20 protein-coding genes and 2 pseudogenes are annotated in these 19,489 nt (G+C 72.6%); 15 read left to right on the top strand and 7 right to left on the bottom strand.

Going from position 1 to position 19,489, the window contains the following annotated elements; all coding sequences use genetic code 11:
* The first annotated feature begins 210 nt into the window (after positions 1–210).
* Positions 211–867: a TetR family transcriptional regulator gene (locus ACWD1U_RS06160; protein ID WP_451104852.1), complete on the top strand. Its 657-nt coding sequence runs from the start codon at positions 211–213 to the stop codon at positions 865–867.
* Positions 868–1,154: 287 nt separating this feature from the next.
* Here the strand turns inward: ACWD1U_RS06160 and ACWD1U_RS06155 are convergent.
* Positions 1,155–1,385, bottom strand: a pseudogene (locus ACWD1U_RS06155) (ferredoxin); the annotation flags it as partial.
* Here ACWD1U_RS06155 and ACWD1U_RS06150 point away from each other — a divergent pair.
* The 3 genes and pseudogenes from ACWD1U_RS06150 to ACWD1U_RS06140 all read left to right on the top strand — a co-directional run.
* Positions 1,383–1,649, top strand: a pseudogene (locus tag ACWD1U_RS06150) (hypothetical protein); the annotation flags it as partial. The pseudogenes ACWD1U_RS06155 and ACWD1U_RS06150 sit on opposite strands and share 3 nt — an antisense overlap.
* Positions 1,650–1,658: 9 nt before the next feature.
* Positions 1,659–2,114, top strand: coding sequence for a nuclear transport factor 2 family protein (locus ACWD1U_RS06145; protein WP_451104851.1), 456 nt, complete (start codon positions 1,659–1,661; stop codon positions 2,112–2,114).
* 67 nt (positions 2,115–2,181) lie between these two features.
* The gene (locus tag ACWD1U_RS06140) at positions 2,182–2,355 is read left to right on the top strand and encodes a hypothetical protein (protein WP_451104849.1); all 174 of its coding nucleotides are present in this window, start codon (positions 2,182–2,184) and stop codon (positions 2,353–2,355) included.
* Positions 2,356–2,362: 7 nt separating this feature from the next.
* On the opposite strand, the gene ACWD1U_RS06135 is transcribed toward ACWD1U_RS06140, so the two are convergent.
* Together ACWD1U_RS06135 and ACWD1U_RS06130 are read right to left on the bottom strand one after the other, a co-directional pair.
* Positions 2,363–3,178 carry an SAM-dependent methyltransferase gene (locus tag ACWD1U_RS06135; protein ID WP_451104847.1) on the bottom strand — a complete coding sequence of 272 codons (816 nt, stop codon included), beginning with the start codon at positions 3,176–3,178 and terminating at the stop codon, positions 2,363–2,365.
* A gap of 33 nt (positions 3,179–3,211) precedes the next feature.
* On the bottom strand, positions 3,212–3,889 hold the full coding sequence (locus ACWD1U_RS06130; protein ID WP_451104845.1) for a phosphotransferase: 678 nt from the start codon (positions 3,887–3,889) through the stop codon (positions 3,212–3,214).
* Between the two features lie 290 nt (positions 3,890–4,179).
* On the opposite strand from ACWD1U_RS06130, the gene ACWD1U_RS06125 reads away from it, so the two are divergent.
* From ACWD1U_RS06125 to ACWD1U_RS06095, 7 genes are all read left to right on the top strand, one after another.
* Positions 4,180–5,394, top strand: coding sequence for a prenyltransferase/squalene oxidase repeat-containing protein (locus ACWD1U_RS06125; protein WP_451104844.1), 1,215 nt, complete (start codon positions 4,180–4,182; stop codon positions 5,392–5,394).
* Complete coding sequence (locus tag ACWD1U_RS06120; RefSeq protein ID WP_451104842.1) at positions 5,391–6,029, top strand: SCO2322 family protein; 639 nt, start codon at positions 5,391–5,393, stop codon at positions 6,027–6,029. Before ACWD1U_RS06125 ends, ACWD1U_RS06120 begins: the two co-directional genes overlap by 4 nt.
* A gap of 10 nt (positions 6,030–6,039) precedes the next feature.
* Entirely contained in the window at positions 6,040–7,146 is a 1,107-nt protein-coding gene (locus ACWD1U_RS06115; RefSeq protein WP_451105039.1) for a CbiQ family ECF transporter T component, read from the top strand.
* Entirely contained in the window at positions 7,143–8,906 is a 1,764-nt protein-coding gene (locus ACWD1U_RS06110; RefSeq protein ID WP_451104841.1) for an ABC transporter ATP-binding protein, read from the top strand. Before ACWD1U_RS06115 ends, ACWD1U_RS06110 begins: the two co-directional genes overlap by 4 nt.
* Positions 8,906–9,739 carry an ECF transporter S component gene (locus ACWD1U_RS06105; protein ID WP_451104839.1) on the top strand — a complete coding sequence of 278 codons (834 nt, stop codon included), beginning with the start codon at positions 8,906–8,908 and terminating at the stop codon, positions 9,737–9,739. Before ACWD1U_RS06110 ends, ACWD1U_RS06105 begins: the two co-directional genes overlap by 1 nt.
* A 318-nt stretch (positions 9,740–10,057) precedes the next feature.
* Complete coding sequence (locus ACWD1U_RS06100; RefSeq protein WP_451104838.1) at positions 10,058–10,369, top strand: ATP-binding protein; 312 nt, start codon at positions 10,058–10,060, stop codon at positions 10,367–10,369.
* Positions 10,370–10,401: 32 nt separating this feature from the next.
* Complete coding sequence (locus ACWD1U_RS06095) at positions 10,402–12,033, top strand: hypothetical protein (protein ID WP_451105038.1); 1,632 nt, start codon at positions 10,402–10,404, stop codon at positions 12,031–12,033.
* On the opposite strand, the gene ACWD1U_RS06090 is transcribed toward ACWD1U_RS06095, so the two are convergent.
* Positions 11,987–14,038 carry a bifunctional glycosyltransferase 87/phosphatase PAP2 family protein gene (locus tag ACWD1U_RS06090; protein WP_451104836.1) on the bottom strand — a complete coding sequence of 684 codons (2,052 nt, stop codon included), beginning with the start codon at positions 14,036–14,038 and terminating at the stop codon, positions 11,987–11,989. The two genes, ACWD1U_RS06095 and ACWD1U_RS06090, sit on opposite strands and share 47 nt — an antisense overlap.
* A gap of 395 nt (positions 14,039–14,433) precedes the next feature.
* On the opposite strand from ACWD1U_RS06090, the gene proP reads away from it, so the two are divergent.
* Positions 14,434–15,819 (top strand): glycine betaine/L-proline transporter ProP, encoded by a 1,386-nt coding sequence (gene proP / locus ACWD1U_RS06085; protein WP_451104835.1) that lies wholly within the window; start codon positions 14,434–14,436, stop codon positions 15,817–15,819.
* 89 nt (positions 15,820–15,908) lie between these two features.
* Positions 15,909–16,580 (top strand): O-methyltransferase, encoded by a 672-nt coding sequence (locus tag ACWD1U_RS06080; RefSeq protein WP_451104833.1) that lies wholly within the window; start codon positions 15,909–15,911, stop codon positions 16,578–16,580.
* Between the two features lie 10 nt (positions 16,581–16,590).
* On the opposite strand, the gene ACWD1U_RS06075 is transcribed toward ACWD1U_RS06080, so the two are convergent.
* The gene (locus tag ACWD1U_RS06075; RefSeq protein WP_451104831.1) at positions 16,591–16,983 is read right to left on the bottom strand and encodes a hypothetical protein; all 393 of its coding nucleotides are present in this window, start codon (positions 16,981–16,983) and stop codon (positions 16,591–16,593) included.
* Positions 16,984–17,072: 89 nt separating this feature from the next.
* On the opposite strand from ACWD1U_RS06075, the gene ACWD1U_RS06070 reads away from it, so the two are divergent.
* Entirely contained in the window at positions 17,073–17,480 is a 408-nt protein-coding gene (locus ACWD1U_RS06070; RefSeq protein WP_451104829.1) for a DnaJ family domain-containing protein, read from the top strand.
* Positions 17,481–17,498: 18 nt separating this feature from the next.
* Here ACWD1U_RS06070 and ACWD1U_RS06065 read toward each other — a convergent pair whose 3' ends face one another.
* Both ACWD1U_RS06065 and ACWD1U_RS06060 read right to left on the bottom strand, forming a co-directional pair.
* The gene (locus ACWD1U_RS06065) at positions 17,499–18,101 is read right to left on the bottom strand and encodes a hypothetical protein (RefSeq protein WP_451104827.1); all 603 of its coding nucleotides are present in this window, start codon (positions 18,099–18,101) and stop codon (positions 17,499–17,501) included.
* Positions 18,102–18,104: 3 nt separating this feature from the next.
* Positions 18,105–18,815 (bottom strand): hypothetical protein, encoded by a 711-nt coding sequence (locus ACWD1U_RS06060; RefSeq protein ID WP_451104825.1) that lies wholly within the window; start codon positions 18,813–18,815, stop codon positions 18,105–18,107.
* A 169-nt stretch (positions 18,816–18,984) separates the two neighbouring features.
* On the opposite strand from ACWD1U_RS06060, the gene ACWD1U_RS06055 reads away from it, so the two are divergent.
* Positions 18,985–19,476: a GNAT family N-acetyltransferase gene (locus ACWD1U_RS06055; protein WP_451104823.1), complete on the top strand. Its 492-nt coding sequence runs from the start codon at positions 18,985–18,987 to the stop codon at positions 19,474–19,476.
* Positions 19,477–19,489 lie beyond the last annotated feature (13 nt).

Here is a 19,489-nt window from a genome sequence, read left to right as displayed (position 1 = left end):
CTCGGCCCCCTTCTCCCTGCACTTTCCCGCGAGATTACGTCGGGAGGCTAATCTAGAACAAGTTTCAGACTTGATCGTTCGGAGGCTCCGAATCTACCGGCAGGTAGGGGCGCTGTGACCAGTGGATCAGGTGATTCACGCCACGGCAGGCTCCGTGCCATGCTGTGTGATCACTCGTCCTCACGGACGGTCACGGAACGGGACCGACACATGCCCGCGGAAGCCAAGGTGAGCGCCAAGGTGAACAAGGTGGCCAGAGTGGAGGCCGGAGCCGCGGCCCCGTCCCCTCCCCTCACGGAGCGGCAGGAAGCCCGCCGCCGCCGCATCCTGCACGCGAGCGCGCAGCTGGCCGGCCGGGGCGGTTTCGACGCCGTGCAGATGCGCGAGGTCGCGGAGTCCTCACAGGTGGCGCTCGGCACCCTCTACCGCTACTTCCCCTCCAAGATCCATCTGCTGGTCGCCACGATGCAGGACCAGTTGGAGCACATGCACGGCACGCTGCGCAAGAAGCCCCCGCAGGGCGAGACCGCGGCCGAGCGGGTCGCCGAGACGCTGATGCGGGCCTTCCGCGCCCTGCAGCGCGAGCCGCAGCTGGCCGACGCGATGGTCCGCGCGCTGACGTTCGCCGACCGCAGCGTGAGCCCGGAGGTCGACCAGGTCTCCCGCCAGACGACGGCGATCATCCTGGACGCGATGGGCCGGGAGCACCCGACCCAGGAGCAGCTCTCGGCGGTCCGGGTCATCGAGCACACCTGGCATTCGGCGCTGATCACCTGGCTCTCGGGCCGCGCCTCCATCGCCCAGGTCAAGATCGACATCGAGACGGTGTGCCGTCTGATCGACCTGACCGCCCCGGAACACCCCTGACACACCGAGGACCTACGAGACGGGTTCCCTTCGCCGGTATGGTCCGGATCAGGTGATGGGGGTCGCCTTCCGGTCGCCGGGTTCCGGCCCGGCGTCCTTCCGGCCTCTCAGCCCTACCGTCGCAGTCGGCACCAGCGGAAGCCGCAGCCTCCTGCCGACGTCGGCTACTCCGGTCGGACTCCCTCACTCGCCTCGTAGGCCTACGTCCAGCATAGAACGCCCACACCGGAATGAAACCCCCGCAACCGTGATTTTCCTGGCAGCACGAAGATAATCCTCAGGCGCTCCTCCCCGGGCCGGAACACCGGCTCCCCGCCGTCCCCGAGCGTGATCACGATCGCCTCCACCGGGCAGCTCTCCGCCGCCTCCGGCACCCGCTAGTTCGCGTCCGTGTCCGAGGCGGCCGGACACGACGGTCGGGCGGAGTCCGGACCGAAGCCGTCCGGCGCGTGGTGCGCGCACCGGGCGGAGCCGCTGCACAGGCAGCGGTCGACCTCGACGTGCCGGCGATCGCCCACCGAGAGATTCTCCTCACCGCCCCGCTCAGCCTCCTCGCCGAACCCCTCACCCCCTGGCAGCTCGCCGAACGCGTGGAGTGGAACCGCCCCTGGGACCAGATCCCGCACGGCTCCCGCACCATCGCCGTCCCGGAGGCCGAGGCCCATGCGCGCCGCCTGGTCGAACTCGGCCGGGCGGATGCGGTGCCGGGGAGCGAGCCCGTGAGGTACGTGCGGCGTAAGGGGATGGCAAACCCGGCGGAGAACATGTCGCCGGGGTGCTAGGCAACGGCCATGGACCCCATCGAACGCCTCCTCGCCGAACGCGCCTGCGAGCGCCTGATCATCGACTTCGTCCACCGGCTCGACCTCGGCGAACCCTCCTCCGTCGCCGGGTTGTTCACCGAGGACGGCGTCTGGCGGTGGCCGGAGGACGGTCGGCTGGTCCAGGGGCGTGACGCCCTGCGCACGTACTTCGGCTCCCGGCCGGCCGACCGGCTGTCCCGCCGCATGATGTCCAACGTCCTGGTGACGGTCGCGTCCCCGGACACGGCCGAGGCGGTCTCGTACTTCACGACGTACCGCGTCGACGGCTACGAGGGCGGCGTCATCCCGGCCGGGCCGCCGGTTCAGGCCGGCCACTACGAGGACACGCTCCACAGGGTCGACGGCACCTGGCTGCTCGCCTCACGGACTCTCCACCTACCCTTCGGCGGCCCCGCCCCGCTTCGGAACGCGCCTGCGTCATAAGGCACTTGGCGTCACGCAGCGCCCCCCAGGATGGCCGGACGCAACGCTCGCACCGGGAGAGATGCCCATGGGCACCGAAGAGGCCGCACGAACCACGACCGGCAGCGAGGCCCTGGACGACCGGTCGGCCGGGCCCATGGTGCCGCGGCTGGCGTTGGGCGCCCGGCTCCGGCGACTGGTCGAAGCCGAGCCGCCGGACGAGACTCCGACCGTCCTCCACCGGATCCTTCAGGAGACCTGAGGCGGCGTCAGCGTTTCAGGGCGACGCCGCCGTACTGGTGCACCTCCGCGGGCAGGTCCAGGGCCGCCGCGTCGGGACGCCAGCGCGAGCAGGAGGCCACGCCCGGTTCGAGCAGTTCCAGACCGTCGAAGTAGCGCTCGATCTGCTCGGGGCTGCGCAGGATGTACGGGATCGAACCGCCGTCGTTGTACTGCTGGATGGCCCTGACGTAGTCCTCGCTGGTGTCGGTGGAGTCGTACTGCACGAGGTAGCTGCCGGAGGGCAGGGCGTCCACCAGCCGCCGCACGATCGAGCGGGCCTCGTCGTGGTCCTCGATGTGGCCCAGGATGCCCATCAGCATGAGGGCGACCGGCTTCTCGAAGTCCAGCGTCTTGCCGGCCTCCCGGATGATCGTGCCCGGCTCGCGCAGGTCGGCGTCGACGTAATGGGTGACGCCTTCCGGTGTGCTGGTGAGCAGCGCGCGGGCGTGGGCCAGGACCAGCGGGTCGTTGTCGACGTAGACGATCCGGCTCTCCGGGGCCACCCGCTGGGCGATCTGGTGGGTGTTGTCGACGTTGGGCAGCCCGGTGCCGATGTCCAGGAACTGGCGGATGCCCTCCTCGGCGGCCAGGTGGCGCACGGCGCGGGCGAGGAAGTAGCGGGCGGCGCGGGCCCCGGTCTCGATACCGGGGAAGATCGCGCGGAACGCGTCACCGGCCACACGGTCGACTTCGTAGTTGTCCTTTCCGCCCAGCCAGTAGTTCCAGATCCGGGCCGAGTGCGGCACCGAGGTGTCGATCTTGGGGAACGGCTCCTGCTCGGCGTTCTCCACCTGGTCGGTCATGGACGCTCCTGCGTGTGGTCGGAGAGGCCCACGTTAGCCTGTCCGCACCCTGGAGAGGATCAACTCCTCGGCCAAGGCCAGGAGTTCGGCTTCCGTCTCACTCATCGTCGGGTTGGCGCCCCGGCGGCGCAGGGCCTCGGTCAGGGCCGGTCGCGTGAGAGGGGACGGGCCGGCGAGGAGGGCGGCCAGCATGGCGCCGGCGGGTGCGCGGAGGGCGTCGCCGGCGACGGCGGCCTGGGCGAGGATCACCGCGGTCGCCGCCCAGTCCAGGCCCGGGTCGCCCTCGGCGGCGTCGGACCAGTCGATGACGCGGGGGCCGTCGGGCGTGAGGATCACGTTCTCCGGGTGCAGGTCCAGGTGGAGGACGCGGACGGCCGGGTCGGTGGAGCGCAGGGCCGGGACGGCGTGGAGGTCGCGCAGCAGCCGGGCGAGGACCGAACCGGCCTCCGCCGCGTCCAGCCTCCCCGTCAGACAGGCCTGGAGCATGGTCGGGCCGGAGAGCCGCTCCATCACCAGGTCGGTGCGCGATCCGGACGGGCGGACCCGGGGCACCGGGTAGCCGTGCGCGTGCACATGGGCCATCACCGCGCCCTCGGCCGCCGCGTCGCCCCCGCCGTCCCGCTCGCGGCGCAGCACCCACGCCTCGTCGATCCCGTACACGTCGGCGCGGCGGCCCGAGCCGAGCAGTCTCCCTGGCGGTCTCGTCGGCATGGGCCGAAGCTATACCGCCCCACCCGGTACCCTCGGCCGGTTTCTTACGTGCGGGTACAGTAAGCAGGTCGTCATCACACCCGTACGGGGGGAAGCCGGTGCAATTCCGGCGCTGACCCGCAACCGTGAACCGCCGCCGAGGCGGTGAGCCGGATCGCCCCGTACGGTTCGTGACCGGCTCACGTGCCCGGCAGTCCGCCGGCGCACGGCACCGTCGAGGTATACGGAGCCGAGCCGCCGGGGTGTCCCGTGCTGCCCGGCTCCCCCACAGGGAGAGGCACCCGCCGATCATGAACGTCCGCCGCAGCGCCGCGGTCCTGGCCGCCGTCGCCGTGATCGGCGCCGCCACCCCGGCCGCCGCCGACCCGTCCCCCTCGCCGTCCCAGGCGTTCCCCTCCGCCCTGTACGGAGACAAGGACCCGAAGTTCGACGGTGTCTGGCGCCAGTCCCTCGCGCTGCTGGCGCAGGACACGGTGGGTGTGAAGCCGGCGGCGAAGTCCGTGCGGTGGCTGGTGCGCCAGCAGTGCGCGGACGGCGGGTTCGCCTCGTACCGCGCCGACCCGACCACCGCGTGCGACGCCAGGACCATGCTCGACACCAACGCCACGTCCGCCGCGGTGCAGGCCCTCACCGCGTTCGGCGGGCACGACGACGTCACCGGCAAGGCCGTCGGCTGGCTGAAGTCCGTCCAGAACAAGGACGGCGGCTGGGGCTATTCGCCCGGCGGCGCCAGCGACACCAACTCGACGTCCGTCGTCATCGGCGCGCTCACCGCCGCGGGCGAGGAGCCGGACCAGGTCGAGAAGGGCGGCAAGTCGCCCTACGACGCCCTGCTGAAGCTCGCCCTGCCGTGCGGCGGGGACGGCGACGGTGCCTTCGCGTTCCAGCCGGACAAGAAGGGCGAGCTCGTCGCCAACGCGGACGCCACGGCGGCCGGTGTGCTGGGCGCGCTGGGCAAGGGCATGGTGGTGCGGCCTGGCGAGAAGTCGGACGCGACCTGCGCGAAGGCCGGGACGCCGGAGCAGGCGGCGGCCAACGGGGCCGCCTATCTCATCGCCGCCCTGGCCAAGGACGACGGGCACCTGATGTCCGCCCTGGCCGGCGCCGAGCCCCAGCCCGACTTCGGCAACACCGCCGACGCGGTGGTCGCGCTCGCCGCGCGGGGCGACACCGGGCAGGCGGAGAAGTCCGTGCGGTGGCTGGAGAAGAACTCCGCGGCCTGGGCCGCGCAGAACGGTCCGGCCGCCTACGCACAGCTGATCTTCGCCGCACACGCGACGGGCACGAACCCGCGCGACTTCGGCGGCGCGGACCTGGTGAAGCAACTCAACGCGACGGGCCCCGCCCCGCAGACCGCCGGGAAGACCGGCGCGGCGGACGCGAAGGACGAGAAGAAGGACTCGGACTCGGTGTTCGGTGTCTGGTGGTACGTCGGTGTCTGCCTCGTCGCCGGAGTCGGCATCGGCTTCCTGTTCAGCGGCCGCCGGAAGCAGCAGCAGCTGTGATCCGCCGGGCCGTTCTCCTCCTCCTGGCCTCGCTCCTGCTCCTCGCGGGGGCGGGCCAGGCCCAGGCCGCCGGCTACCGCTACTGGTCGTTCTGGGAGCGTGACGCGGACCGCTGGGTCTACGCCACCCAGGGCCCGTCCACGACCCGCCCCTCGGACGGCGACGTCCAGGGCTTCCGCTTCGCGGTGAGCGAGGACTCCGGGGACGCGGCCCGACCGCGCGGCAACGCCGACTTCAAGGCGCTCTGCGCGAAGACGCCCGCGCAGGACGGCAGGAAGCGGGTGGCCCTGGTCCTCGACTTCGGCACGAAGGCGGACGCCGTCGAGGGCGAGAGTCCACCCGCCGCGAGAACGGCCTGCGCGCAGGTCCCCACCGAGGCGACGACGGCGGACGCCCTGGCGGCAGTGGCCAAGCCGCTGCGCTACGACACCAACGCCCTCCTGTGTGCCATCTCCGGCTATCCGGAGAAGGGCTGCGGAGAGCAGGTGTCGAAGAGGCAGACGCCGACCGCGACCGAGAAGGACGCAGCGGACAACGGCCCGTCGCTGGGCCTGTGGGCGGGAATCGCCGCGGTGGCGGTCCTGGGCGCGGCAGCGACCTGGCAGGTGCGACGGCGTGACCGTGGCCAGTCCTAGCGGCACCCCGCTGCGCCGGGTCGCGCGAACCCCCCGCCCCCGGCACCCACACCCGGCACCTCTCCACCCCGGCGCCTGGTGGCTCTGGGCACTGTCCCTCGGCACCGCGGCCACCCGCACCACCAACCCCCTCCTCCTCACCCTCCTCATCACGGTCTCGGCCTACGTCGTGGCGACCCGCCGCCCGGACACCCCCTGGTCCCGCTCCTACGGCGCCTTCGTCAAACTCGCCCTCGCCGTGCTGCTCATCCGCCTCCTCTTCGCGACGGTCCTCGGCTCCCCCATCCCCGGCACGCACACCCTGTTCACCCTCCCCGAAGTGGGCCTCCCCGCCCGGGCGCAGGGCATCCGCCTCGGCGGCGAGGTCACCGCGGAGGCCCTCGCCTTCGCGCTGTACGACGGCCTGAAACTGGCCACTCTCCTCGTCTGCGTCGGCGCCGCGAACGCCCTCGCCAACCCCTCCCGCCTCCTCAAGTCCCTTCCGGGCGCGCTCTACGAGATGGGCGTGGCGGTCGTCGTCGCCCTCACCTTCGCCCCGAACCTCATCGCCGACGTCCAGCGCCTGCGCGCCGCCCGCCGGCTGCGCGGCCGTCCGGACAAGGGCGTCCGGGGCCTGCTGCACGTGGGCCTCCCGGTCCTGGAGGGCGCCCTGGAGCGCTCCGTCTCCCTCGCCGCCGCGATGGACGCCCGCGGCTACGGCCGTACCGCGCAGGTCCCCGCCGCCGTACGCCGTACCACCGCCGCCCTCACCCTCGGCGGCCTGCTCGGCGTGTGCGCCGGAACGTACGGGCTGCTCACCGCCGAGGGCGCCGGCTACGGCGTGCCCGTCCTGCTCGCCGGCCTCGCCGCCGCCCTGGCGGGTCTGAGGATCGGCGGCCGCCGCTCCCTGCGCACCCGCTACCGCCCGGACCGCTGGGACGGGCGCGCCTGGCTGGTCGTCGCCTCGGGTGTGGCGGTCGCGGCACTCCTCACCCTCGCCTCCGTCCGCGATCCCGCGGCCCTGCATCCCGGCGTGGTCCCGCTCGTCGCACCCGCGCTCCCCCTCTGGCCGGCCGCTGCCGTCCTCCTCGGCCTGCTGCCCGCGTTCGTCGCCCCCGACCCCAAGGAGTCTTCGTGATCCGTTTCGAGGACGTCTCCGTGACGTACGACGGGGCCGCCGAACCCACCGTCCAGGGCATCGACTTCGAGGTCCCGGAAGGCGAACTCGTGCTGCTGGCAGGCCCGTCGGGGGTCGGCAAGTCGACCGTCCTGGGCGCGGTCAGCGGGCTCGTGCCGCACTTCACGGGCGGCACCCTGCGCGGCCGGGTCACGGTCGCCGGCCGCGACACCCGCACGCACAAGCCGCGCGAACTCGCCGACGTGGTGGGCACGGTCGGCCAGGACCCGCTCTCCCACTTCGTCACCGACACCGTCGAGGACGAACTCGCCTACGGCATGGAGTCGCTGGGCCTCGCCCCGGACGTGATGCGCCGCCGCGTCGAGGAGACGCTCGACCTGCTCGGACTCACGGATCTGCGCGCCCGCCCGATCGCCACCCTGTCCGGCGGCCAGCAGCAGCGGGTCGCGATCGGCTCGGTCCTCACGCCGCACCCGAGCGTCCTCGTCCTGGACGAGCCGACCTCCGCGCTCGACCCGGCCGCCGCGGAGGAGGTGCTGGCGGTGCTGCAGCGGCTCGTGCACGACCTCGGCACGACGGTCCTCCTGGCCGAGCACCGGCTGGAACGGGTCATCCAGTACGCCGACCAGGTCGTCCTCCTGCCGGGCCCGGGCGCGCCCCCGGTGCTGGGCCCCCCGGCCGAGGTGATGGCCGTGTCCCCGGTGTACCCGCCGGTGGTGGGCCTCGGCCGTCTGGCGGGCTGGTCCCCGCTGCCCCTGACGGTTCGGGACGCCAGGCGGCGGGCGGCGGACCTGCGCCGACAACTCGAGGTGCGGGACGGCATCGACCCCAAGGGGCGCGGGGCTGTCATCGATGTGCGGCTACCGCCGCGTGGGCGCGACCAGCCACACACCCCTCGCGGTCGCCGGCCCTCCGCACCCCCCGAGCCTGAGGGCGCCCCCACGCCCCACCGCCCCTGGTTCCCACGCCGGCGCACCGCCCGACCCACCCCGACAGCCCCGCACGCGGCCGAAGTACAAGCCCTCTCCGTCACCCGCGCCCGAATCCAAGCCCTGGGCCACGTCGACCTCACCGTCACCCCCGGCGAGACGATCGCCCTGATGGGCCGCAACGGCGCCGGGAAGTCCACCCTGCTCGGCTCCCTGGTGGGCCTGGTCGCACCCGGCGCGGGAACGGTCCGGGTCGGTGACGCGGTCCCGCACCGCACGGCACCGAAGGACCTCGTCCGCAAGGTCGGCCTGGTCCCGCAGGAGCCGCGTGATCTGCTCTGCGCCGACACCGTCGCAGCCGAGTGCGCGGCGGCCGACCAGGACGCGGGCGCGGACCCCGGTACGTGCCGGGCCCTGGTCTCCGAGCTGCTCCCGGGCGTCAGCGACGACACCCACCCCCGGGACCTCTCGGAGGGACAGCGGCTCGCCCTCGCCCTGGCCGTGGTCCTCACGGCCCGGCCCCCGCTGCTCCTGCTGGACGAGCCGACCCGTGGCCTGGACTACGCGGCGAAGGCCCGGCTGGTCGGGGTGCTGCGCGGGCTGGCCGCCGAGGGGCACGCCATCGTGCTGGCCACGCACGACGTGGAGCTGGCGGCCGAGATCGCCCACCGGGTGGTGCTGCTCGCCGAGGGCGAGGTGATCGCGGACGGACCGACGGCGGACGTCGTGGTCTCCTCGCCGTCCTTCGCCCCGCAAGTGACCAAGATCCTGGCCCCGCAGCACTGGCTCACGGTCTCCCAGGTCCGCGCGGCTCTCCACGAGGCCGGCTGATGGCCACCCGGAGCGCCCCCCAGAGGCAGGCCCGGGCCGTCCGTCTCGGCCCCCGCTCCCTCGCCGCGCTGGCGCTGGTCAGCGCGGTCGGTGTCGCCGGTTTCGGCTGGCCCTTCCTCGCGCCGCCCACCTCGGGGCTCAGCGCGCACGCGCAGGACGCCCCCTGGCTCTTCGCGGGGCTGCTGGTGCTGCTCGTGGCGGTCGTGGGCGCGGCGATCTCGGAGTCCGGGCTGGGTCCGAAGGCGGTCGCGATGCTGGGCGTGCTGGCCGCGACGGGTGCGGCCCTGCGGCCGATCGGCGCCGGTACTGCCGGTATCGAGCCGATGTTCTTCCTGATGGTGCTGAGCGGCCGGGTCCTCGGCCCGGGCTTCGGGTTCGTCCTCGGCTCGGTGACGATGTTCGCGTCCGCCCTGCTCACGGGCGGGGTCGGACCGTGGCTGCCGTTCCAGATGCTGGCGATGGGCTGGTTCGCGATGGGCGCGGGCCTGCTGCCCGGTCCCAACCGGCTGCGCGGCCGGACCGAACTCGCGATGCTCGCCGGCTACGGCTTCCTCGCCGCCTTCGCCTACGGCACGATCATGAACATGGCCGGCTGGCCCTTCATGAGCGCCCTCGCCTCGAACGTCGCCTTCGATCCCCACGCGCCGGTCGCCACGAACCTGGCCCGCTTCTTCGCGTACTGCGTGGCCACCTCGCTCGGCTGGGACCTGGGCCGGGCCGTCGTCACGGTCGTCCTGACCCTCGCACTCGGCCCCGCGGTCCTCAGGGCGCTGCGCCGCGCCACGCGCCGGGCGGCCTTCGAGGCGCCGGTCACGTTCGAGGCGCCGCGGTGACGCCACGCGAGTGAGGCAGCCCACGTGACCCACGTCATGTACGAGGCGAGGCCGTAGGCACAAGGCCCGGTCACGCGTCGCCTGTCCGCCCCGCATGCGGCCGGACCTAGTAGGGTCACGGCAGAAGCCCCTCTCACGCAACTCGGCCCACCACGGGACCGGTTGTATCCGTTCCGTAGCCGAGGGTAGTCACCGCACGTCAGCCTCGTCTCATGAACGAATACATTCCCGCCCGGTACGCGACGCGCCTCACCGTCGGCTCGCACGCCCCCCCGGCACATCCGGCGTATCGTCCGCTCGTTCCTCGGCGAGTGGGGCATGCCCGAGCTGTCGGACGCGGTCGAACTGGGCGTGACCGAGCTGCTGGCCAACGTCGTACGGCACGTCCCGGACCGGCGCTGCGCGCTGCTGTTGTTGCGGCAGCGCACCGGGGTACGGGTGGAGGTCACGGACGGCAGCGACGAACTGCCGCGCACCCCGGACTCGTTGGACGACGAGTCCGAGAACGGCAGAGGCCTGCTCCTGCTCGACGCGATGGTCGACAAGTGGGGCGTGTCGCTGTGGTCGGGGGGCGGCAAGACCGTGTGGTTCGAGTGCGGCAGCGACGTGGCCGTCTCCCGCGGGGACTGAACGTCTCGGCCCGTTTCCACGTCTTCGAGTCCGTGGTCTCAGCCGAACGCACCCAAGCCCAGCGGGCTACCCACCCGTCCCCACCGCGGAATCACCCCCTCCGCACGCTGTACGAACGTCACCGCGTTCCCCTGCTCGCCACGCTCCCCGTGACCCCGCTCTACGCGGCCTGGTGGCTGTTCCTCGCCACCGGCGGCGGCGACCTTGCCGCTCAGCACGCCTGGGCGGGGTTCGTCTCGCAGCATGGCGGGTCCGCGTACAACCTGTTCTGGTACGGCGGGATGCACACCGCCAACTACAGCCTGATATCGCCGTACTTGATGGCCTTGCTGGGTGTCCGTACGGTCACCGTGGTGTCCGGGCTGGCCGCCTCCTGGCTCGCCGCGGTGCTGATCCGGCGTACCGGCGCCCTCAAGCCGCTCGGCCCGGCCCTGCTCACCTCCCTCGCCCTGTGGTGCAACGTCGCCTCGGGGCGGACGACGTTCGCGCTCGGCGTGGCCTTCGGACTCGCCTCCTGCGTGCTGCTCACCCGCGAGAAGCGCATCGTGCTCGCCGCCGCCTACGCCGCCCTGACCACCATGGCCTCCCCGGTCGCCGGGCTGTTCCTCGCCGTCGCGGGGGCGGGGTTCCTGCTCACGCGGGAGGTGGCCCGGGCAGGCGCGCTGCTGGTGCCGCCCGCCGCGGTGGTCTTTCTGACCACCTACCTCTTCCCGTTCCACGGCGAGCAGCCGATGCCGGCGTCACGCATCTGGCCGCCCGCCGTCCTCGCTCTCGCCGTCGCCGCACTGGCGCCGCGTCACTGGCGGACCGCCCGCTGGAGCGGGGTCGTGTACGCGGCCGGCACGGTCCTGGCGTACCTCATCGCCTCCCCGGTCGGGACGAACGTCGAGCGGTTCGCCGCGCTGTTCGCCCCGGCCGTGCTCCTCGCGGCCCTGCTGTCCCGGCCCGGGACGGCCCGGCTCCGGCGCGCTCTGCTCGTCGCCGCACTCGTCCTGTCCGTCTCCTGGGTCGGCAAGAAGACCGCCGACGATCTGAAGGCGTCGGCCGTCGTGCCGGCCTGGGCCGCCGAAACCGAGGGGGTCCTCCGGGCCCTGGACAGGCTCGGCGCCGGCCGCGCCCGCGTCGAGGTCGTCCCCGCCCGCAACCACCGCGAGGCCTCCCTGCTGGGCCCGCATGTCAACCTGGCCCGCGGCTGGAACCGCCAGCTCGACGTGGAACGCGCCCGCCTCTTCTACGACGGCACGTTCTCCGCCGCCACGTACCGGGCCTGGCTGGATCGCTGGGCGGTCGGCTTCGTCGCGCTGCCGGCGGCCAGACCGGACGGGTACGCGAAGGAGGAGGTCCGGCTGATACGCGAGCGGCGGCCCGACTGGCTGGAGCCCGCCTGGCGGGACGCGAACTGGAAGGTGTACCGGGTGCGCGACGCCGTACCGCTCGTCTCGGCGCCCGGCTCCGTCGTCCGCGCGTCCCCCGCCGAACTGGTCCTGAAGGTCTCGCGCCCGGGCGCGGTGACGGTACGGATCGCCTATTCGCCGTGGTTGCGCAGCGACGGGGGCTGCCTCAGCCGCGACGGCGAGTTCACGCGTCTGAGCGTCATCGCCGCCGGTGAGTACCGGATCAGCTCGGAGTACGGTCCTTCCGTAGATCCGCACTCTCGCTGCTGAGCTCGGCGGCCGCCGCCACCGTGCGCGCCCGGGGCCCCTGGAGCAGGTAGGTGAGGCCGAGGCCCGCGCCGACCACGGCCGCTCCCCCGGCCGCGTCGAGCACCCAGTGGTTGGCCGTGGCGACGATCGCGGCGGCCGTGAACAGCGGATGGAGCAGACCCAGGGCCCTCACCCACCAGCGGCGCGCCAGGACGGCGATCACGACACCGCACCACAGCGACCAGCCGAAGTGCAGGGACGGCATGGCCGCGTACTGGTTGGTGAGGGCCGTGAGCGTGCCGTAGTCGGGCTTGGAGAAGTCCTGGACGCCGTGCACGGTGTCGATGAAGCCGAGCGTCGGCATCAGCCGCGGCGGGGCCAGCGGGTAGAGCCAGAAGCCGACCAGGGCGAGCAGGGTGGCGAAGCCCAGGGCGGAGCGGGCCCAGCGGTAGTCGGCGGGGCGGCGCCAGTACAGCACCGCCAGGACGGTCAGCGGCACGATGAAGTGGAACGACTCGTAGTAGAAGTCGAAGAACCCGCGCAGCCAGTCGATCCTGACGACGGTGTGGTTGACCCAGTGCTCGATGTCGAGGTGCAGGGCGCGCTCGAGGTCGTGGATCTGCATGCCGTTGGCCTCGGCCTCCGCCCGGCCGGCCGAGTTGCCGCCCCCGGTGGCCGCGAGCCTGACCTTGGAGTAGGCGGCGTAGGTGACCCGGATGAGGAGCACTTCGAGGAGGAGGTTCGGCCGGGTGAGGACCCGGCGCAGGAACGGCACCAGCGGCACCCGCTCGAAGCGGGCCGGGACGACGGGCGCGTACTGGGCCGGTGTCGGCGACTGGTAGTACGGCGAGGCGCGGGACAGGAACGGCACGGCGGTGGCGGCGGCGAGGGCGGCCAGCAGGACGAGGTTGGTGCGCAGGGGGTCCATCGCCGGCATGTCCGGCAGCATCATCCTGGCCGGGAGGGTCATGACCAGGACGACGGCGACCGGCCACACGTACCGGTCGGAGGCGTTCCTGCCGGCCCGGCCGACGACCGCGAGCAGCACCCACAGCAGCTGGTGCTGCCAGGCCGTGGGCGAGACGACGATCGCGGCGCAGCCGGTGACGGCGACGGCGAGCAGCAGCTGGCCGTCGCGGAAGTAGCGCACGGCCCGGCGCAGAGCGAGGACGGTGACGGCGGCGCCGAGCGAGAGGAAGAGCGCGACCTCCAGGGGGCCGTTCAGGCCGAGTCTGAGGAGGGCGCCGTGCAGGGACTGGTTGGCGAGGTCGTCGGCCGGGCCGCCGAGGCCGACGCCCGCCATGTGGTGGACCCAGTAGCGGTAGGAGTCGTGCGGCATCGCAGCCCAGGCCAGCCCGGTGCAGGCGGCGAAGGTGATCCCGGCGGACAGCGCGGCGCTTCTGCGGCCGGTGAACCACAGCAGGGGCGTGAACAGCAGCAGGGTGGGCTGGAGCGCGGCCGCGACACCGATGAGCAGACCGCTGATGCGCTGGCCGTGCGCGACGAAGCAGCCCAGCAGGACGAGCAGGACCGGGATGATGCTGGTCTGGCCGAGCCACAGGGTGTTGCGGACCGGCAGGGACAGCATGAGCAGGCTGATGGCGACGGGGGCGGCCAGCAGTGCCGTGCGGCGGCTGACCGGCTGGGGGAGGGCACGGGCGGCGATCAGGCCCAGGGCCACGACGAGCAGCAGTGTGCCGAAGGTCCAGCCCCAGCCGAGGGCCTGTTCGGCCGAACGGGTGAGGGGTTTGAGGGCGAGGCCGCCGAAAGGCGTGCCGGTGAAGCGGGTCGAGTCGTAGAGCGAGCCGTTCACATGCAGGACGCCGTTCGGCCCGACCCAGGTCTCCAGGTCCGTCAGCCGCTCGCCGCGCGGGGTGCTCAGGACGACGGCCACCTGCCGTGCGGCCAGGAGGGCGGCGACCAGCCACAGCCCGAGGCGGGCGACGCGCAGGCGTGGCTGTGTTCCCCCGACGGCTGTCGCTCCGAAGCCGCCCGCCGGTCGTCCGCTGTGATCCGCATTAGCCACGCCTCGTAGGCCTCCCACCCCAGTTCATCCCACATATCCCGGATGCCGGAATTCCCTCCGCGAAACCCTAGAGGGCTCGCACGGCCCCGGGGAAGAGAACGCGGGACACCCCCGATTCACCTGACGTCCGTCCTTCTTTTGCCCGGAAGACGATAGTGCGCAGGAGGCGTGGTTGCTCGGTGCGGAAGCGATAAGGATCACATGAAGACGGCATAGGAACCGCTTCAGGCCGGGCAGACGCACCAGTACAGCCACGGTTTACGTGCACTGTGCAACGAAAGGCGTACCACGCGTAAGCGGACCAAATCCGCCTATCGTCGCTTTTTCGGCCCGTACGACAGCGCCGCCGCGCGGGACCGCGTCCCTGTCCCCGTCGAAAGGTAGGCGAGCGAGTCTTGTCGACTGCCTCAGTCGTCACCGCCCCGTCCCTCATGAAGACCCGCACCGCGAAGGCCCCCGACCCCACCGTCACCGACCCCGCGCTCGTCAAGCGCGCCGTGAAGGCGGCCGCGCTGGGCAACGCCATGGAATGGTTCGACTTCGGTGTCTACAGCTACATCGCGGTCACGCTGGGCAAGGTCTTCTTCCCCTCGGGCAACGCCACCGCGCAGCTGCTCTCCACGTTCGGCGCCTTCGCCGCGGCCTTCCTGGTCCGCCCCCTCGGCGGCATGGTCTTCGGCCCGCTCGGCGACCGCGTCGGCCGCCAGAAGGTCCTCGCGCTCACCATGATCATGATGGCCGCGGGCACCTTCGCGATCGGTCTGATCCCGTCGTACGCGACGATCGGTGTCGGCGCGCCGATCCTGCTCCTCGTGGCCCGCCTCGTGCAGGGCTTCTCCACCGGCGGCGAGTACGCGGGTGCCGCCACGTTCATCGCCGAGTACGCCCCCGACAAGCGGCGCGGCTTCCTCGGCAGCTGGCTGGAGTTCGGCACCCTCGCCGGCTACATCGGCGGCGCGGGCCTGGTCACACTGATGACCGCCCTGCTCTCCGCCGACGACCTGACCTCCTGGGGCTGGCGCATCCCGTTCCTGATCGCGGGACCGATGGGCATCATCGGCCTTTACCTGCGGCTGCGCCTGGAGGAGACCCCGGCGTTCGCGGCCGAGGTCGAGAAGGCCGAGAACGACCGCCCCAAGGTGCCGCTGCGCGAGATGGTCACCGGCCAGTGGCGCGCGCTGCTGCTCTGCGTCGGCCTGGTGCTGGTCTTCAACGTCACCGACTACATGCTGCTGTCGTACATGCCGAGCTACCTGACCAGTGAGCTCCACTACGACGAGACGCACGGCCTGCTCGTCGTCCTCGGCGTGATGGCGCTGATGATGATCGTCCAGCCGTTCGCCGGCGCGCTGACCGACCGCGTCGGCCGCCGCCCGGTGATCGCCACCGGCTGCGCGGGCTTCCTGCTGCTGTCCGTCCCGGCCCTGCTGCTGATCCGCCAGGGCAGCCTGCTCGCGGTCGCGCTCGGCATGGGCGCCCTCGGCCTGCTGCTGGTCTGCTTCACGGCCGCCATGCCCTCGGCGCTCCCGGCGCTGTTCCCGACGAAGGTCCGCTACGGCTCGCTGTCCATCGGCTTCAACATCTCGGTGTCCCTGTTCGGCGGCACGACCCCGCTGGTGGTCACGGCCCTGATCGGCGCGACCGGGAACATGATGATGCCCGCGTACTACATGATGGCCGCGGCCGTGATCGGCGGTTTCGCGGTGTGGCGCATGGCCGAGTCGGCGGGACGCCCGCTGCCCGGTTCGGCCCCCTCGGTGGCGGATCGACACGCCGGGTGAAAACCCACTGCCGGCGACCGCCGCACCAACTATCTTCGTCACCGCCACTAGTTAGGGATGCTAACTATGCGTACGAAAGGTAGAGGTGTATGAGCGAGTCGCACGTCTGGGACGAGGTCGACGCCTACTTCACCGCCCACCTCGCCCCGGACGACGAAGCCCTGGCGGCCGCCCTGCGGGACAGCGACGCCGCCGGGCTTCCGCACATCAGCGTCGCCGCGAACCAGGGCAAACTCCTGCAGCTTCTCGCCCAGATCCAGGGCGCCCGCCACATCCTGGAGATCGGCACGCTCGGCGGCTACAGCACCATCTGGCTGGGCCGCGCCCTGCCCGCCGACGGACGGCTGATCTCCCTCGAGTACGACCCCCGGCACGCCGAGGTCGCCGTCCGCAACATCGCCCGCGCCGGCCTGGACAAGCTCGTCGAGGTGCGGGTGGGCCCTGCCCTGGAGTCGCTGCCCAAGCTGGCCGACGAGAACCCGCCCCCGTTCGACCTGGTCTTCATCGACGCCGACAAGGCGAACAACCCGCACTACGTGGAGTGGGCGATCAAGCTCGCCAGCACGGGCAGCCTGATCGTCCTCGACAACGTGGTCCGCGGCGGCCGCGTGACCGACGCGGACAGCACGGCGGGTGACGTGGTGGGGACCCGTGCCGCGATCGAACTGATCGGCCGGCATCCGAGGTTGAGCGGGACGGCCATCCAGACGGTCGGCACGAAGGGCTACGACGGATTCGCTCTGGCCCGGGTACTGGCGTGAGCCGCGGCTGTCACACCTCGTGGTAGAAGCCCACGTTGACGCTGCGCGGGGCGGTGCGGTCCTGGATGACGATCTCGCCGCTGCCGCCCCTGGGCAGCGGGACGGTGCCACCGTAGGCGAGGGGCTGGGCGTGCTCCCCGACGGTCAGCCGGACTTCGGAGGACGGATCGGGCTGGGAGCCGCGCAGCCAGGTCACCTGCCAGGTGCCCTCCGGCCCGCACAGGAACTCCAGGTGGACACGCGAGACGAACAGCCAGTCGTCCGGCGTGCCGAGCCGGCACACGGACTTGTCACGGCCCACCCGCAGCACGGCGCCCGGCTCGCTGGGCGCGTCGGCCATGAGCATGCCGGCCGTGGCACCCTCCTCCGCCGCGGCGACGGCGGCCATGGTGAGTTCGAGCACGTGCGCTCCTCCTGAGACGGCCTGAACGGGCCTGTGAGCCCGCCGCATGATAGAACGCCCGACTGCGCGGTGTCCGGCACAATGGCCTCATGACCGAGCGAAAGCCACCCGGCGTCGACTTCGGGTCCTGGGTCGACAGACAGATCCGTGACGCGGAGGCCCGCGGGGAGTTCGACCGGCTGCCGGGGGCGGGCCGGCCGCTCCCGAGCGACGTGGAGAGCACGTACGACGAACTGTGGTGGGTCAAGCGGAAGATGGCCCGTGAGGGCCTCTCCGTGCTTCCTCCCGCGCTGGCGCTGCGCAAGGAGGCGGAGGACGCGCTGGAGGCCGCCTGGGCGGCCCCCTCCGAGCGGATCGTCCGGAAGATCATCGGCGAGATCAACGACAAGATCCGCGCCATGATGTTCAAACCGCCGCCCGGCCCCCCGCTGGGAAAGAAGCCGTACGACGTCGAGGACGTCGTACGGCAGTGGCGGGAGCGCCGGGCGGATCACTGACCGGGCTGTGCACCCGGGTCACACGTGCAGCAGCCGTTCCCCGAGCTGCCGGTAGGCCTTCAGGGCCAGGCGGAGTTGCTCGGTGTCGGCGGACGACACCGGCTTGCCCTCGCCGCCCTCGACCGACTGCCAGGACTGGCGCAGGGAGCGGCGGTGCCGCGTCACGGCCTCGGTGAAGCGGGCCGCTATCTCCTCCAGCACGTGATCGGCCTCCTCGACGGCGGCCCTGGGCCCGTCGACGAACCCGGCGACGGCGTGCTGCAACTGCGCGCCGAGCTTGTCGGACTCGTCGTGCGGGAGGAGGTGGGAACCGGCGGTGCCGGCCTTCGAGGTGCCGGGCTCTCCCCGGTGAGCGGCGGAGGCGCCGGTGGCGCGGTCCGTCCCGGTGCCGTTGCCGTACGCGTCGCCGCGTGCCGCCTGTGTGCCGTGCGCGGCGGTGCCGTGCGCGGCGGCCCGGTCCGCGTCGGTGGCGCGGGGGTCACCGCGGTGCGCGTCGATGCCGTGCAGGTCGCCGCGGTCCCTGCCCGGTGTCGTGCCGTGGCCGGTGCCCAGGGCACTCTCGCCGCGGGCGTCCGGGGTGGTCGGCGTGTGGTCGCCGGGCGGTCGGGTCATGTCGGTCATCCCTCAACTCTCCTTGGCCTGACGTCGGTGGAGCGCCCACGGGGTGTGTCCGCCGCGGGCCTGAGCCTTGCGGCCGCCGTTCAGTCCGGCGCGGTGCCGTCCGTCGTGGCGTCCGTCCTCGCGCCGTGCCTCCGGGTGGCCGCCGCCGTCGTGGCGGGCCGGCCGCACCAACTCGTCGAACAGGGCGCGGGCCGCCACCATGGCCTCGCGCATGTCTTCCGTGCCCTGGCCGCCGTCACGGGCGTCCTCGGCGCGCAGGTGCGCCGCACGGTGCACGCGCCGGTAGCCGTCCACGTGGTGGGCGTGGTGCACGGACAACGCGGCGAGTTGTTCCTCGTACTGCCCGCCGTCCGGGAAGCCCCGGGCGCCGGCGAGCTCGGCGATCAGCCGGTCCGCCTCGGCGACGGCTTCGCGCGGCGAGTCGACGAACCGCTCCTGGGCGGCCGTCCAGCGCGCCTCGAACTGCTCGCGCTGTGCCGGTTCCAGGGACCGCTCGCGCAGGTCGCCGTGGCGGTGGAGGCGCTCGGTCAGCTCGCGCTCGGCGGCCTTGGTGTCACCGTCGTGCCGGGCGACGACCCGGTCGTACTCGGGTCCGAAGCGCCGCTTCAGGCTCGGGCCGCGCCGAGGCCCGCGGGCGCGCAGGGTCATGACGGCCGCGATGATGACGACGACCGCCGCGATCACGATCAGAGCGATGATCAGGCCAGTGGACATGAATGCCTTCCGGGTTCTCGGCCCAACCGGCTCTCCTCGCGAGCCGGTTCCCCGCTCGGGTAGCCCGGAAGTACGCGCCCAAACGGTGTCCGGGCGGACCGGGGACGCGCACGCACCCCGTGGTCATCGGGTTGCGGGTCCGGTGGGGCACTTGAGGAGAATGCGCTCCATGACCTGGACCGTGACCCCGGAACCGTACGACTCCCCCGTCGCCGCCGCCCTGTGGCGGGCGTACTACACCGAGGTCAGCGACCGCTGGTACCTGCTGCACGAGGGGCGCCGCACCGACCCGGACGAGCTGGAGCGGGAGATCGCCGCCCAGCCGGGTGCCGATCTCGCGCCGCCACGGGGCAGGTTGCTGGTCGCCCGGTACGGCGGTGAGCCGGCCGGCACCGCGGGGATACGGCTGCTGGACGGCACGACCGCCGAGCTCAAGCGGGTGTTCCTGCACGAGTCCCGGCGCGGCAGGGGCGGGGCCCGGATCCTGGTCGAAGCGGCCGAGGACGCCGCCCGCGCGCTCGGCGCCGGCCGGATCGTCCTCGACACCCGCAGCGACCTCGTCGAGGCCCGCGCTCTGTACGCCCGGCTCGGCTACACCGAGACCGAGCCGTACAACGAAGACCCGTACGCGGAACACTGGTTCGGCAAGCAGCTCAGCTGAACCGCTCGGGCCG

The organism is Streptomyces sp. NPDC002788, from assembly GCF_053592115.1.
Note: the sequence above shows the minus strand (reverse complement) of the source record. Positions and strands in the feature narration are given on the sequence as shown.

Bases quoted from the DNA above. Each gene is read 5' to 3' on its own strand.
- ACWD1U_RS06130 (WP_451104845.1), bottom strand. From the start codon at position 3,889: ATGCCGACGAGACCGCCAGGGAGACTGCTCGGCTCGGGCCGCCGCGCC.
- ACWD1U_RS06145 (WP_451104851.1), top strand. From the start codon at position 1,659: ATGGACCCCATCGAACGCCTCCTCGCCGAACGCGCCTGCGAGCGCCTG.
- ACWD1U_RS06055 (WP_451104823.1), top strand. From the start codon at position 18,985: ATGACCTGGACCGTGACCCCGGAACCGTACGACTCCCCCGTCGCCGCC.
- ACWD1U_RS06100 (WP_451104838.1), top strand. From the start codon at position 10,058: ATGCCCGAGCTGTCGGACGCGGTCGAACTGGGCGTGACCGAGCTGCTG.
- ACWD1U_RS06140 (WP_451104849.1), top strand. From the start codon at position 2,182: ATGGGCACCGAAGAGGCCGCACGAACCACGACCGGCAGCGAGGCCCTG.
- ACWD1U_RS06065 (WP_451104827.1), bottom strand. From the start codon at position 18,101: ATGACCGACATGACCCGACCGCCCGGCGACCACACGCCGACCACCCCG.
- ACWD1U_RS06125 (WP_451104844.1), top strand. From the start codon at position 4,180: ATGAACGTCCGCCGCAGCGCCGCGGTCCTGGCCGCCGTCGCCGTGATC.
- ACWD1U_RS06105 (WP_451104839.1), top strand. From the start codon at position 8,906: ATGGCCACCCGGAGCGCCCCCCAGAGGCAGGCCCGGGCCGTCCGTCTC.
- ACWD1U_RS06080 (WP_451104833.1), top strand. From the start codon at position 15,909: ATGAGCGAGTCGCACGTCTGGGACGAGGTCGACGCCTACTTCACCGCC.
- ACWD1U_RS06060 (WP_451104825.1), bottom strand. From the start codon at position 18,815: ATGTCCACTGGCCTGATCATCGCTCTGATCGTGATCGCGGCGGTCGTC.
- ACWD1U_RS06160 (WP_451104852.1), top strand. From the start codon at position 211: ATGCCCGCGGAAGCCAAGGTGAGCGCCAAGGTGAACAAGGTGGCCAGA.
- ACWD1U_RS06070 (WP_451104829.1), top strand. From the start codon at position 17,073: ATGACCGAGCGAAAGCCACCCGGCGTCGACTTCGGGTCCTGGGTCGAC.
- ACWD1U_RS06135 (WP_451104847.1), bottom strand. From the start codon at position 3,178: ATGACCGACCAGGTGGAGAACGCCGAGCAGGAGCCGTTCCCCAAGATC.